We start from the raw sequence: 13,050 nt of genomic DNA, 5'->3' as shown, positions 1-13,050 counted from the left end.
CTGGGCGGGAGATCACCCGCCGGCGCTGACCGTGGAACCGACATCGTGGACCACCTTCACGGTGGGATTCCAGGGCACCAGATCAGACACCGACTGCTGCAATTCGGATACCGGCGGCAGCGGTGGTGGCGCCAATACCGTGATGGTGGCGGTCTTTCCGTGCCAGGTCACGCTCGACACCTGCGCCCCGGGGTTCCCTTCGAGCCAGTCTTCGGTGGCGGTGAAGATCTGGCGGGCCCACAACGCGGAGAGCGAGTTGACGACCATGGGCACCGCCACGACGATCAACGCCGCCGTCAGGAGGACGTAGACGCGTCTGTGCCTGCGCCGACGTTCGTCGACGACCGTGTTGTATCCGGCAACGACGAAGACGACAGAGGCCGTGATGATCATCGCGATGACGTTGGAGGCGAAGAGGATGAATGCTCCGCCGGCAAGTGCGGGCGCGTGTGAGCCCAGACAGACACCGGTGACCGCGAGCGGGGGTACCAGCGAGATGGCGATTGCGACACCCGGCAGCACATCGCCCACGTCGCGACGGGTGATCGCGATTGCGCCGACCAATCCGGTGGCGAGGGCGGCGAGCAGGTCCATCAATGTCGGTGACGTGCGGCCGAGGACCTGGGAGTTGCTCAGTACGTTTGTCGGATTGGGCAGTAGTTGGGCGACGAAGAAGCCTATTGCGACCACCAGGCATATTCCGGCGAGTATGTAGAGCAGACTGCGGGTCACCAGACCGCCTCTGCCGGTGACGATTCCCAGCCCGACACCCAGGATCGGGGTGGACAGCGGAGCGACGATCATCGCGCCGATGACGGTCGCGGTCGAGTCCGAGGCGACACCTGCGGTCGCGATCACGCCCGACAGCACGAGCATCGCCCAGAACGCTGATTGCTTGGCGCGGCTGTCACCGACGGAAAGGTCCAGGCGTTCGTCGAGTTCGTCGGTTCTGCGTCGTTGGTTGTCCGGAATCAGCATCGACATCGGTGTCGTCCTCTCGCCGACCTCGCAAACCAGCCGGGAAATGCGAAGACGAGCCACATGCTAGTGGCTCGTCTTCGTATGGGTGGCTCGTTTGCGCAGTCAGGGGAGGGCGGAGAGGATCTCCTTCGCCAGCGGTCCGGAGGAGGCCGGGTTCTGGCCGGTGTAGAGATTTCGGTCGACGACCACCTTCGGCGCCCAGGGTGGCCCCTCCTGGTAATCGATACCCAGTTCGATGAGGCGGTCCTGCAGTAGCCATTTGGCCTTGGACGCCAGACCGACCTGCTCTTCTTCGGTGTTGGAGAATCCGGTGGCCCGGTAGCCGGCGAAGGTGGCGGTGCCGTCCGGCCGACGTGCGGCCAGGAATGCGGCCGGAGCGTGGCAGACAACACCGAGTGGACGGCCTGAATCGATTGCCTCTGTGAGGAGTTGGCCTGACACCTTGTCTACCGCGAGGTCTTCCATCGGTCCGTGTCCACCTGGGTAGAACACGGCCGCGTAGTCGTCCAGCTTCACTGTGTCGAGTGGGATCGGTTGTTGCAGCGCGGGATTCGATCGCACCTTGGCTGTGACGGCGTCGGCGCCATCTTGGCCACCGTTCATATCAGGGCTCAGGCTGGCTTCGTCGACGACCGGAACCACACCGCCGGGCGTGGCGACAACCACATGGTGGCCGGCGTTGGTGAACTCCTCATAGGGCGCAACGAACTCTTCGGCCCAGAAGCCGGTTGGATGCTTGGTCCCGTCGGCGAGTGTCCAATATTTGGCTCCGGTCAGGACGAACAGTATGTCTGCCACGGTGTGCTCCTTCGCGCGTAGATTGCGGCGTCGGTGTTTCACCCCGGTGTCTGCAGGGCACTTCCTGGTTCAAGGTCTATAGGGCCGCTTGGTATTCCTCGACGACCGCCGGCGTTGACAGCCACCAGCCCGGTCAACAATACGCCCGCCCCGATGAGCTGGGCGAACGCCATGGTCTGGCCGAGCAGCCACCACGAGAACAGGGCCGAGGCGACGACCTCGACCAAGGCGATGAACGACGCCGGGGTGGCGCCGAGCAGGCGAACCGCCTGCACACCCGTGACGTACGCCAGACTTGTCGAGATGCCTGCCACCGCCAGCGCCACCAGCCACCAGGGAATCTCTGTGTGGGCCAGGATCGGGGAGTTGGTGGCCGCGGACATCGGAAGCACACCGATCGCGCCGGAGATCGCGATCACCACGGTTCCCACCATCAGACCGCCTGCCGCCAAGGCCAGCGGGTCGACGCTGTTGCCGGACTTCGTGAAGTCGTCGGTCGCCAGGATGAAGTAGGCGGCGAGTCCAACCGCCGCACCGATCGCCCACAGCAGACCGACGGGGTCGACGTCTCCGATGCCTTCGCCGCCGAGGATGACCAGGAACAGGCCGCCGAGCGCGACCACGCAGCCGAGCCCGGTGAGCAGGCTCTGGCGCCGCCTGCGGATGAGCCAGTCGTAGACGACGACCAGGATGATGCCCGAGTATTCACAGAGCAGGGCGATCGGGACGTCGAGATACCGGACGGCATTGAAGAAGCTCAGCTGCACGACGGCCACACCAAGAATCCCGTAGGCGACCACGAGCACCGGGGCACGGCGCAGATTCGCGAACAGTCGGCGGCGCAACACAATCAGTGGAATGGCCAGTAGCAACGAGCCGAGTCCGAGGCGTACGACCGTGACTGCGGCCGACGACCAACCACTGTCGATGAGCGACTTGGCCAGTGGACCCGACGTCCCGAAGCAGATCGCCGACGTCAGCGCGACCATTACGCCATACGCCGGACGGGTTCTGCTATCCGCGGGTATCGCTTTTCCTCGACCGGTCATGTCAGTAGTAAAGCCCACACGGCGACTCTGGTACGGGTGGATCCGGCGGTGTGCAGGGCCAGAATCGGTCTGCGGCAGGTGTATCGGTGAACATTCGCCGGTCGGAGCCAACCTGGCTGTCACCGGTGGCGATCGCTGGTAAATTGCGGCAGTGGGATTTCCGAGGCGAGGTGTGGCTGCCATCTGCGCCGTATTTGTTCTGGCCGGCTGTGGCGATGCGGTTTCGGCATCGATGGCCGACCAGGCACAACCGGTGCCACAGACCCATTCCAAGGTGAAGCTTCCCATGCCCGGTGAGGTGGTCCAGACCGAGGACTGGACCTCGTCGGCCAACGCCGCTTGGCAGATCTCGGGCAGCAAGATCCTCTACCGCTCAACCGATGTCGACGATCAGGCCGTGATCGTCTCGGGGACGGTGTTCAAACCGGAGGGCGTCGCTCCGGCGGGCGGGTGGCCTGTCCTGGCGGTCGGACACGGTTCAACGGGGATCAACGCCAACTGCGCACCGTCACTGACCGACAATCTGTACGGTCTTTCCGGACTGGTGAGGCGCTACCTGGATGCCGGATTCGCGGTGACCTTTCCAGACTTCTCGGGGCTGGGCACCAACAGTGGCCCGCATCCCTATCTCGACTCGTACGCGGCAGCGCGAACGATGATCGATTCGGTGCGTGCCATCGGCGATGTCTATCCCGACGTATCGGAAACCTGGGTGTCGTACGGGGTTTCGCAGGGCGGTGGCGTGACATGGGCTGCCGACGAGATCGCCGGGCAATACGCACCGGAGCTCGACCTGGTCGGCGCGGTTGCCCACGTGCCGTCGACAACCAAGGTTCCGCTGGTCGACCTTGCGGTCGCCGGCGCCCTGACCGTCGAGCAGCAGGGAATTCTCCAGTGGTTGGAGGAGTCGCTGGCGCGCCGTCATCCCGCCCTGAACCTGAACGAGCTGCGCAGCCCGGCACTGGCGGCGCAATGGAATGCGCTGAGCGACTGCGGGCGGTCGCCGGGACGTGGCCAGGCGCTCAGTCGCGTCTCGGCCCAGGACTTCCGGCCGACAACTCCGGCGGCCACCGACACATTGCGTTCTCTGCTGCAGGAGATGGCTTTGCCCAGAGCAGGTCTGAGCGCCCCGCTCTACGTTCTCTACGGCGGCAGGGATCGATTCAACGATCCGAGGTGGACCGGCGATGCAATCGGCCGGGCCTGCGAGCTCGGTGGACCGATCACCGTCAACTTTCAACCCGCTGCCGGTCATGTCGACGTGAACACCAGCGATGTCGAGGAATATCTCAAGGATCGGATCGCCGGGCTCCCGGTGAGAAATGACTGCCGAAGGTGACCAGATCACCGATGAAGCAGTGGGCGCTGTTGGCCGGTGCCATCGTTGCCGAGGTCAGTGCGACGCTGGCGCTGCGGGCGGCAGTGGATCACGCGGCCTGGGTGACGCTGGTCGTGGCCGGATACGTCGTGGCATTCGCGTGCCTGGCACAGGTTCTGCGTGAGGGCATGCCCATTGGCGTGGCATACGGCGTTTGGGCTGCCTGCGGTGTGGCCTTGACTGCGGTCTTGGCCGCCGTGCTGTTCGACGAGCCGTTCACCTGGGTGATCGGCCTGGGCATCGTGATTGTGATCGCGGGTGTTCTGCTGGTGGAGCTCGGTTCCCATCCTGCCGAGCAGTCGCCCCGATCCGGTTCGGAGTAGCGCGGATGCAATGGGTTTATCTGGCCATCGCGATCGGAGCCGAACTGATCGGGACGATGTCGCTGCGCGCGTCGGACGGCTTTCGGAAGATGCTCTGGCTCATCCCGACCGTGCTCGGATACCTCACCGCATTCGGTGCGCTGGCGTTGGCACTTGCCGAGGGCATGCCCGTGGGAATCGCGTACGGGATCTGGGCAGCGGTCGGGGTGGCACTGACCGCGGTGGTGGCCTGGATCCTGTTCAACGACCCACTCACGTGGCTGATGGGTGCCGGCATCGCCTTGATAGCCGGGGGAGTACTGATCATCGAAATCGGTGCCGCACACTGACGCCGAGCCCGAAGTTGGTGGGTTCTGGCGAGCAAACCCGCTGGTCGGCCTCACCCGAACCCACCACTTCCGGGTCGGGTCCAGGTGAGAAAGCAGGCAGCACACCGGGAGTCGAACGGACCTCGCGGGCACACGGAAGTTGTGACGGTGCCGCGGTGTTGACTGATTGACGCAGCGGCCGCTGCGTCGAGGTGAACCCGGATCGAGGATTTGTGACTGCCGTGAACCGCGCTCAATTGCGCGCCGATGCCATAGAGGTCGACGAGGAGCGGCGCCGTCCGCTACAGGTGATCGCATTTCCCGCGGTGGTGTTCGCCTTCACGGTTGTGATGATGGGGACCACCCTGCCCACCCCGCTGTACCCCGAATACTCGCGGGAACTGGGGTTCGGCAATGCGATGACCACGGTCATCTTCGCGACGTACGCGCTGGGTGTGATGGCGGCACTGGTTGGCGTCGGCCGGTTCTCGGACACCATCGGTCGTCGTCCGATGCTCTATGCCGGACTCGCATTGTCGTTGCTCAGCGCGGTCTTGTTCATCATCGGTGGCAGTCTGGCGATCCTCTTTGTCGGCAGGGTCATCTCGGGATTCTCGGCGGGCATCTTCACCAGTACCGCCACAGCTGCGGTCATAGAATCAGCGCCCAAAGGTCGCCGGACAATGGCAACGGCGGTCGCCACCGCGGCCAACATCGGTGGTCTCGGACTCGGAACGCTGCTGGCGGGTCTTGTCGCAGAGTTCGCACCTGATCCGACACGCACGGTGTTCGTGGTCCATGCGGTGCTCCTGGTGATCGCCGGACTCGGACTTCTCACCGTTCCGGAAACGGTGAAGGTGCTCGCCGGCGCGCGGCCAAGGCTGCAACGTGTCAGCGTCCCAGCGTCGGTCCGCGGTGTTTTTGCCCTGGCTGCAGTCGGGGCCATGGCCGGCTTTGCGGTGTCGGGTCTGTTCAGCGCCGTCGGACCCAACTTCCTGGCCCACGTCCTCGACGAATCATCGCCGGCGATCGCCGGACTCGTTGTGTTCGTGACCTTCGGATCCTCGGCCGTGGCCCAGATCGTCTTCATGAAGGCGTCCGTGCGTCCGGCACTGCTGTGCGGCTACCTCGCGTTGGCGGTCAGCATGGTGATTCTGATCGTGAGCCTGGTTACCGAGTCGCTGCCGGGGTTGCTTGTCGCCTCGGCCATCTCAGGTGCCAGTCAGGGTGTGTTGTTCGCCAAGGGCATTGCGGCTATCGCCGCCAAGGTGGAGCCCGACCGTAAGGCCGAAGCGACATCTGCCTACTTCGTCGTTGCCTACCTGGCGATCTCGGTTCCGATCATCGCGGTGGGCATTGCTTCCCAGGCGTGGGGTCTGACCACCGCCAGCGTGGTCTTCTCCGGTGTGATCGCGGTGATCGCGGTCGGGACGTTGATCGGCTTGCTCCTGCGGCCGCGTAGCGCCATCTGATCAGGCAAATGGTGCGCCGCCGAGCATCATTGCCGAACGCACGAATGCGGGTTCTCGTTAGAGCTATCGTGACTCATTGGATGCTGATCGACCTTAGCCACCGTTTCTCTACCGGGACCGGATCGAGGATGTGACTTCCGTGGACCCCTCCGAATCACCGGAGGAAGCAACCGCCCCAGCGCGGAACCGAACGCAGATGATCGCGTTCGCGGCGGTGGTCTATGCGTTCACGGTGGTGATGATGGGGACCACACTGCCGACGCCGCTGTACCCCGAGTTCGCCAAGGAGTTCGGGTTCGGCACCTTGATGACCACGGTGATCTTCGCCGTCTACGCACTTGGCGTGCTCGCTGCGCTGCTCGGCGTCGGTAGGTTCTCCGACACCATCGGGCGCCGGCCGATGCTCTATGCCGGCGTCGCGCTGTCGTTGCTGAGCGCCGTGTTCTTCATCATCGGCGGCAGCTTGGAGATGCTCTTCATAGGCCGGGTGATCTCGGGGTTCTCGGCTGGAATCTTCACAAGCACGGCCACGGTCGCGGTGATCGAAGCGGCGCCGAAGAGTCGCCGGGGGATGGCGCAGTCGGTCGCCACGGGTGCCAACATCGGTGGCCTCGGCCTCGGAACTCTGCTGGCCGGTGTTGTCGCCGATCTGGCCTCCGACCCGACCCACACGGTGTTTGTGGTTCAAGCGGTGCTGGTGGCGATTGCGGGCTTGGGTCTGCTCACGGTTCCGGAAACGGTCGACGTACGCAAGGGCGCTCGCCCGAAATTGCAGCGGGTCAGTGTTCCGCCTTCTGTGCGTGGCGTTTTCACACAGGCTGCTGTGGGTGCGATTGCCGGATTTGCGGTCTTTGGTCTCTTCAGTGCGGTGGCGCCGGACTTCCTTGCTGATGTTCTGAACGAGAAGTCGCCGATAGTTTCCGGTGTGGTGGTGTTCGTGCTGTTCGCTTCGTCGGCGATCACCCAGATCGTGTTGTCCAAAGCGCCCATTCGGCCGTCCTTGCTGTACGGATATGTGGCTTTGACGGTGAGCATGGGTGTGCTGATCGTCAGCCTGCTCATGGAATCGCTGATCGCGTTGATCGTCGCGGCAGTGATCTCGGGTGCGAGCCAGGGTGTTTTGTTCGCCAAGGGCATCGCGGCGATTGCCGCACGCATCGAACCCGACCGTAAGGCGGACGCGACGTCGGCATACTTTGTGGTCGCCTATGTGGCGATTTCGGTGCCGATCATCGCCACCGGGTTTGCCGAACAGGCCTGGGGCCTGAGGACCGCGAGTGTGGTGTTCTCCATCGTGATCATAGTTCTGGCGGTAGGTGCGTTTATCAGTTTGCTGCTGCGGCCCCGCGAGTCGATCAGCTGAACGTGGCGTCCAGCGCCGCTGCGAGATCGGCGATGATGTCGGAGGGGTCTTCGAGTCCGATGGAGAACCGGAGATGTCCCCAGGTACGGAACTCTTCCGGATAGTGCTGCACCCGTGGCCCATTCGTGCCGACGTGGACGATCAGTGTCTCGTCGTGACCGAGCGATACGGCCGAGGTGATCATCCGCAGATTCGAGACGAACCGGTTCTGGGTGTCGGGATCACCTCTGACCGCAAACGCCATCATCGCACCGTAGCCGCGTCCACCGAATTGGGTCGTCGCCAGTGCGTGCTGAGGATGTGACTGCAGGCCCGGGTAGGCGACATAGGCCACGCGCGCATCGCTTTCGAGGAACTCGGCGACCTGCGCGGCGGACTCGAGGTGGCGCGCCATTCGCAGCGGCAGAGTGACGGACCCCCGACTGATGAGCCAGGCATTGAACGGCGAGATCACGCCGCCGACATCAACCATGGCGTCGGTCTTGATGGGGTCGATCAGTGCCTTGGCGCCGAGGACCACGCCGCCCATGGCGTCGCCGTGGCCGTTGTAGTACTTCGTCAGAGAGTGCACCACCAGATCTGCACCGTCGGCGAGTGGTCGGTACAGCGGTGGTGGGGTGAAGGTCGAGTCGACCACCACCAGCGCGCCTGCCGCGTGCGCGATCTCGGCGACGGCACCGATATCGGTGACCTTGGTGGTCGGGTTGGCGATCGCTTCGATGTGAACCAGGCGGGTGTTGGGCCGCAGTGCGGCCCGGATGGAATCGAGGTCCGATGCATCGACGAACGTTGCCTCGATACCGTATTTGCGCGGCAGGAGTTCGGTGAACAACCGAAACGTCGCCTCGTAGGTGACGTCGGCGATCAGCACATGGTCCCCGGATTCGAGATGGGTGAAGAACACCGCATGCAGCGCTGCGACCCCCGAAGCCAATACGACTGCGTCCTCGGCACCTTCGAGTGAGGCCAATTTGTGCTGCAACGCAATCTGATTGGCCCCGGAGTTGCGGGTGTAGAGCGGAATCTCCGTGCCCGACCAGCTGACCTGCGACGGATCATCGGGTAGCGCATACGAATTGGCCATCACGATCGGTGTTCGGATCGCTCCGGATCCCTTGTCGATGCTGTTGCCTGCATGAACCGCGCGGCTGTCGAAGGCGAGGGTGGCTGGATCGTGATTGTCGGGGCGGGACATGTCATCAGGGTAGGAGGACTGCAACCGCACTCGCAGTCGCGACGCGCCAACGCCGCCCGCCGAATTAACCCGGAACAGATGACGACCGAAGACATGTTGTAGCCGAAAATCGGGTGGGAGAATGTTTGTGAACTGTCACGAACGCAAACGGGGCGGAGATGTCATATGAATATCGCGGTGCTCGGTGCCAATGGCGAGGTCGGGACGAGGGTCGTCCGCAAATTGCACGACGACGGCCACCACGTGGTCCGGGTCGGTCGCAGAGCAGAGGCAAGCGACGTGGTCGTCGACCTTGCGGCGTCCGGTGGGGAAGCGTATCGCGCGGCGGTTGATGGCATGGATGTGGTCGTCAACGCCTCCGGCATCGAGGATCCCGCCCTCGCGAAAGAAGCCGGGGCAGCGAGATTCGTCGACATCAGCGCCACCCCCAGGTATCTCGAGGCGATCATGGCCGCCCCGGCCGCAGGTGGGGTGCTCACCTGCGTGGGGTTGGCGCCCGGCCTGACGACCATCATGGCCACCGCGCTTGCCGCCGATTCATCCGACGGCGTCGACATCGGGTTGATGCTCGGGGCGGGTGAGCGTCATGGCAAGGCCGCTGTCGAATGGACGGTCGATCTTCTCGGTACATCGTTCACCGACTATGTCTCGGGGGAGGCGATTCGGAACATGGTCCGGTCACGGATTCTCGAAGGCCCCCACGACACCCGAAAGCGGTATGTGCGAGCAGACTTTCCCGACTATCTGGCGATCGGGTCGGATGGACCTCACGTGGCGAACTACCTGACCCTGAGTTCGGTCACGGCGACGCTGGCGTTGCGGGCTGCGGCGCTGATGCCGGTTCTGGGCCGGCCCATGCTGAGGAAGATCCACATGCCCGGAAGCGAAGAGTGGTCGGTGCTGGTCCGTAACCGGAACACCGGTCGATGGCTGTACACCGAGGGCCGCAACCAGTCCGAGATCACGGCCACCATGACCGTTGCTGCCATCGAAGCCGCGCAAGGACGCATCGATCCGGTGTTGCTCAGCTGCGATGTCCTCGACACCAACGCTCTACATGCTCACTGGGACATCATGATTCGAGCTGGTCGCTAGATCCTTCCGATGGTGTGCCCCTTTGGCGACTAAAAGCCCAGGTGGGTACCGCCAGAAGGCCACATCATCGGGCTAGGGGAGCAGGTTCATTCGCCGAGCCGTGACCACGGCTTCGTGCCGGTTGTGGACGCCCAGCTTGTGCATCGCGCTGCGCAGATAACTCTTCACGGTCTCTGGCTTCACCGAGAGTGTCTTGGCGACTTCGGAATTGGAGCAACCGAGCGCCACCACGGCGAGGACGTCGATTTCCCGCCGGGACAGATCCACCTCGGGTGCCGGTTCGGCAGGCTCGCCGCCGACGACGCGGGCGAGCCGGTCGGACAGTTCACGGGCCCGACGACCGTGCGCCGGGTCGATCCGTCCGGCAAGGTCCCGGAGCCCGGCGTGAATGCTGCGCAACTCCTCGAGCGTCGCCGAGTCGGGGCGCTCTGCGGTGTCCCCGGACGTGGAGGCAAGCATTCGGGTTCGCCGGTCCACCTCATCGCGTATCGCGATCTCCGTTGCCAACCGCCGGCACGCCGCGATCACCGACTCGGAGGTACGACTGCCGATCGGGGCCGCGTCACGGCGGGCCGCGTAGATCACTGCCCGGGTGCTCGAGTCGACCACGACGGGTACCGCCAGGACCGACCGCAGGCCCTCGCCCAGGACCGGCCCGTCGTAGTCGTGGGTGATCGCGGACGCGGTGCGGTAGTCGGACACCGACGCCGGTTGCCGGCGCTGCACCACGCGGCCACCGAGACCGGCCGCGGGATTCACATTCAGTCCACGCAGGCCGTTGGTGCGCACGCCGACGAATTCGGTGAGCAGCAAGGTGCCTGCATGAACCTCGCCGCCGAACACGACAGGGGTCTGTGACGCCATCGCCAGTGCCCGCATCTCGTCTCGGAGAGCGTCAGTATCGCGCGGTCGCAGCAGTGGATGCCGGCCTGTCATCGGTCAGTCAGCCCTTTTCGGGGGTAGCGGGTGGGTTACTGTGACGTGGATCCTACTCCCGAGTAGACGTGGATCCTACTCCCGAGTAGAAGTGTCCTGATCAGTGAGGATTCAAGCGAATATGTTTGCCACAACCGAGCGGGTCAGTGAGATGCTGGCTCAGTACGATCGTCCCGATGCGTGTGCCGCTGACCTGCTGTGTGATCGACACCCAGCCGATGCAGTGGCGTTCACGGTGATCGAGACCGACGACACCGGGGAACTGGTTTCCGTCGATCTGACCTACGGGGAGCTACGGGAGAAATCGTCGAAGTTCGCGGCTGCCCTTGCCGCGCTCGGCGTCGAGCCGGGCGACCGTGTCGCGAGCCTGATGAGCAAATCGGCCGAACTGGTGGTCGCGGCGTTGGGCGTCTGGCGGCGCGGAGCCGTGTACGTTCCACTCTTCACGGCGTTCGCGCCCCCGGCCATCGCGTTCCGCCTGACCAACAGCGGCGCCAAATTCGTGATCTCCGACCTCGATCAGCTGCACAAGCTGGCCCCCGGCGAGGACATCCCGGCCGATGCGACGTGGCAGGTCATCGCGGCCGGTGAGTCTGCGGATCACGAACTGCAACTGGCTGATTTGATCGAGGCCCACGACGCCGACGAACCGGGCGGCCAACCTGTTGCGGTCGGAGGCGACGGGTTGCTCGTCGAGCTGTTCACCAGCGGAACGACGGGCAGACCCAAGGGTGTCCCGGTTCCGGTTCGGGCGCTGGCATCGTTCCACGCGTACCAGGAGTTCGGGCTCGACGTGCGCCCCGAGGACGTGTTCTGGAATGCGGCCGATCCCGGCTGGGCCTACGGCCTCTACTATTCGCTGCTCGGCCCGCTGGCGACCGGCACGCGGAGCCTGCTGCTGCACGCCGGATTCTCGCCCGCGTTGACGTGGAAGGTGCTCGAGCAGTTCGGCGTCACCAACTTCGCTGCGGCACCGACCGTGTACCGCGCACTGCGGGCCGACGACGGACCGGTTCCGGAGTCGATCAATCTGCGCCGCGCGTCGTCCGCGGGTGAACCGCTGACGCCCGACGTCGTCGGCTGGTCGAAGGATGTCCTCGGGGTGTCTGTGCGCGACCAGTACGGCCAGACCGAGCACGGCATGTTCATCGTCAACGCCTGGCACGACGATCTGCGCGCCGACGTGCCCGCGGGCTCGATGGGACGGCCGTTGCCGGGCTGGTCCTGCGCGGTGCTCGAAGAGGAGTCCGACTCGGTGGCCCCGGTCGGCACCGTCGGCAGGGTTGCGATCGACACCACCGCCAGCGACCTGCTCTGGTTCACCGGATACGTGAACGCGCCGGAGAAGACCGCAGGCCGGTACACCGAAGACGGCCGCTGGTACGTCACCGGAGACTCCGGATCGGTGGACGAGAACGGCTTCTTCACCTTCTCGTCCCGCGATGACGATGTGATCATCATGGCCGGCTACCGCATCGGCCCTTTCGACGTCGAAAGCGTGCTGGTCATGCACGAGGCCGTGGTCGAGGCCGCGGTGGTGGGCAAGGCCGATGAGCTGCGTGGTGAGGTGCTCGAAGCGTATGTGGTGCTCCGGGATCCGTCGGACGCGTCGCCAGAACTCGAAACCGAACTCCAGCAGCTGGTCAAGATGAAGTTCGCGGCTCACGCCTACCCCCGCAAGGTTCACTTCATCGACTCGCTACCGAAGACGCCCAGCGGCAAGGTTCAACGCTTCCTGCTCCGTAAGCGCTGATCGACCCGGGGTAACCGTCAACGACGCACGCGACTGTGACCGATCACACACAACAATGGCCCGCCGATCATCGGCGGGCCATTGTCGTATCCGGAGATTTACCTGCGGCGAGCTGGGTCGCTCAGCGCGGTGCGCGTTGTTGTGCGCGTTGTACCGCGGGATCGACCACCTGGTCGGAGAAGACCGGCTGCGGGATCCGCGGCGCGTCCTTGGAGCTCTGTGCGGTGGGTTCTGAACGGATCGACTCGCGGTGCGAGAACAGTTCGGTTTCGGGCATGTGTGGCTACTTTCTTCGATGTGGTGCGGCTCTTGTGTTGTCGTGCACTGCACGGGATCTGCGCAAGAGCTGCCGGGTGTCGCCGACGACCGCGGTCTGGAAAGGACTCACTCGAGAACCTC

The 13,050-nt window shown here is 64.5% G+C and carries 13 protein-coding genes; 7 read left to right on the top strand and 6 right to left on the bottom strand.

Annotated features, from left to right (window positions below):
• Window positions 1-12: 12 nt before the first annotated feature.
• The 3 genes from AC1D75_RS25190 to AC1D75_RS25180 all read right to left on the bottom strand — a co-directional run bounded on the left by AC1D75_RS25190 (window position 13) and on the right by AC1D75_RS25180 (window position 2,828).
• Entirely contained in the window at window positions 13-984 is a 972-nt protein-coding gene (locus tag AC1D75_RS25190) for a TIGR00341 family protein (protein ID WP_495518054.1), read from the bottom strand.
• Window positions 985-1,083: 99 nt separating this feature from the next.
• A complete protein-coding gene (locus tag AC1D75_RS25185; RefSeq protein ID WP_495518053.1) occupies window positions 1,084-1,779 on the bottom strand; it encodes a type 1 glutamine amidotransferase domain-containing protein in 696 nt (231 codons plus the stop codon).
• A gap of 38 nt (window positions 1,780-1,817) precedes the next feature.
• Window positions 1,818-2,828: an EamA family transporter gene (locus tag AC1D75_RS25180; protein ID WP_495518052.1), complete on the bottom strand. Its 1,011-nt coding sequence runs from the start codon at window positions 2,826-2,828 to the stop codon at window positions 1,818-1,820.
• 151 nt (window positions 2,829-2,979) lie between these two features.
• On the opposite strand from AC1D75_RS25180, the gene AC1D75_RS25175 reads away from it, so the two are divergent.
• From AC1D75_RS25175 to AC1D75_RS25155, 5 genes are all read left to right on the top strand, one after another.
• On the top strand, window positions 2,980-4,167 hold the full coding sequence (locus AC1D75_RS25175) for an alpha/beta fold hydrolase (RefSeq protein ID WP_495518051.1): 1,188 nt from the start codon (window positions 2,980-2,982) through the stop codon (window positions 4,165-4,167).
• Between the two features lie 11 nt (window positions 4,168-4,178).
• A complete protein-coding gene (locus AC1D75_RS25170; protein ID WP_495518050.1) occupies window positions 4,179-4,529 on the top strand; it encodes a DMT family transporter in 351 nt (116 codons plus the stop codon).
• Between the two features lie 5 nt (window positions 4,530-4,534).
• Window positions 4,535-4,858, top strand: coding sequence for a DMT family transporter (locus tag AC1D75_RS25165; RefSeq protein WP_495518049.1), 324 nt, complete (start codon window positions 4,535-4,537; stop codon window positions 4,856-4,858).
• Between the two features lie 221 nt (window positions 4,859-5,079).
• The gene (locus tag AC1D75_RS25160; protein ID WP_495518048.1) at window positions 5,080-6,309 is read left to right on the top strand and encodes an MFS transporter; all 1,230 of its coding nucleotides are present in this window, start codon (window positions 5,080-5,082) and stop codon (window positions 6,307-6,309) included.
• A 130-nt stretch (window positions 6,310-6,439) separates the two neighbouring features.
• Window positions 6,440-7,672 carry an MFS transporter gene (locus AC1D75_RS25155; protein WP_495518047.1) on the top strand — a complete coding sequence of 411 codons (1,233 nt, stop codon included), beginning with the start codon at window positions 6,440-6,442 and terminating at the stop codon, window positions 7,670-7,672.
• Here the strand turns inward: AC1D75_RS25155 and AC1D75_RS25150 are convergent.
• Window positions 7,665-8,867, bottom strand: a complete 1,203-nt coding sequence (locus AC1D75_RS25150; RefSeq protein WP_495518046.1) for a trans-sulfuration enzyme family protein — start codon at window positions 8,865-8,867, stop codon at window positions 7,665-7,667. The two genes, AC1D75_RS25155 and AC1D75_RS25150, sit on opposite strands and share 8 nt — an antisense overlap.
• Window positions 8,868-9,032: 165 nt before the next feature.
• On the opposite strand from AC1D75_RS25150, the gene AC1D75_RS25145 reads away from it, so the two are divergent.
• Entirely contained in the window at window positions 9,033-9,962 is a 930-nt protein-coding gene (locus AC1D75_RS25145; RefSeq protein WP_495518045.1) for an NAD-dependent epimerase/dehydratase family protein, read from the top strand.
• 72 nt (window positions 9,963-10,034) lie between these two features.
• Here AC1D75_RS25145 and AC1D75_RS25140 read toward each other — a convergent pair whose 3' ends face one another.
• Window positions 10,035-10,898, bottom strand: coding sequence for a helix-turn-helix transcriptional regulator (locus AC1D75_RS25140; RefSeq protein WP_495518044.1), 864 nt, complete (start codon window positions 10,896-10,898; stop codon window positions 10,035-10,037).
• A gap of 121 nt (window positions 10,899-11,019) precedes the next feature.
• Here AC1D75_RS25140 and AC1D75_RS25135 point away from each other — a divergent pair, with 121 nt between their 5' ends.
• Entirely contained in the window at window positions 11,020-12,651 is a 1,632-nt protein-coding gene (locus AC1D75_RS25135) for an AMP-binding protein (protein ID WP_495518043.1), read from the top strand.
• A 121-nt stretch (window positions 12,652-12,772) separates the two neighbouring features.
• On the opposite strand, the gene AC1D75_RS25130 is transcribed toward AC1D75_RS25135, so the two are convergent.
• Window positions 12,773-12,928, bottom strand: coding sequence for a hypothetical protein (locus AC1D75_RS25130; RefSeq protein WP_495518042.1), 156 nt, complete (start codon window positions 12,926-12,928; stop codon window positions 12,773-12,775).
• Window positions 12,929-13,050 lie beyond the last annotated feature (122 nt).

The organism is Williamsia sp. Y712, from assembly GCF_059445525.1.
Note: the sequence above shows the minus strand (reverse complement) of the source record. Positions and strands in the feature narration are given on the sequence as shown.

What these genes read in the sequence shown, in the direction of transcription:
- AC1D75_RS25190 (WP_495518054.1), bottom strand. Translation starts at nt 984, where the DNA reads ATGTCGATGCTGATTCCGGACAACCAACGACGCAGAACCGACGAACTC.
- AC1D75_RS25180 (WP_495518052.1), bottom strand. Translation starts at nt 2,828, where the DNA reads ATGACCGGTCGAGGAAAAGCGATACCCGCGGATAGCAGAACCCGTCCG.
- AC1D75_RS25170 (WP_495518050.1), top strand. Translation starts at nt 4,179, where the DNA reads ATGAAGCAGTGGGCGCTGTTGGCCGGTGCCATCGTTGCCGAGGTCAGT.
- AC1D75_RS25165 (WP_495518049.1), top strand. Translation starts at nt 4,535, where the DNA reads ATGCAATGGGTTTATCTGGCCATCGCGATCGGAGCCGAACTGATCGGG.
- AC1D75_RS25150 (WP_495518046.1), bottom strand. Translation starts at nt 8,867, where the DNA reads ATGTCCCGCCCCGACAATCACGATCCAGCCACCCTCGCCTTCGACAGC.
- AC1D75_RS25145 (WP_495518045.1), top strand. Translation starts at nt 9,033, where the DNA reads ATGAATATCGCGGTGCTCGGTGCCAATGGCGAGGTCGGGACGAGGGTC.
- AC1D75_RS25140 (WP_495518044.1), bottom strand. Translation starts at nt 10,898, where the DNA reads ATGACAGGCCGGCATCCACTGCTGCGACCGCGCGATACTGACGCTCTC.
- AC1D75_RS25135 (WP_495518043.1), top strand. Translation starts at nt 11,020, where the DNA reads ATGTTTGCCACAACCGAGCGGGTCAGTGAGATGCTGGCTCAGTACGAT.
- AC1D75_RS25130 (WP_495518042.1), bottom strand. Translation starts at nt 12,928, where the DNA reads ATGCCCGAAACCGAACTGTTCTCGCACCGCGAGTCGATCCGTTCAGAA.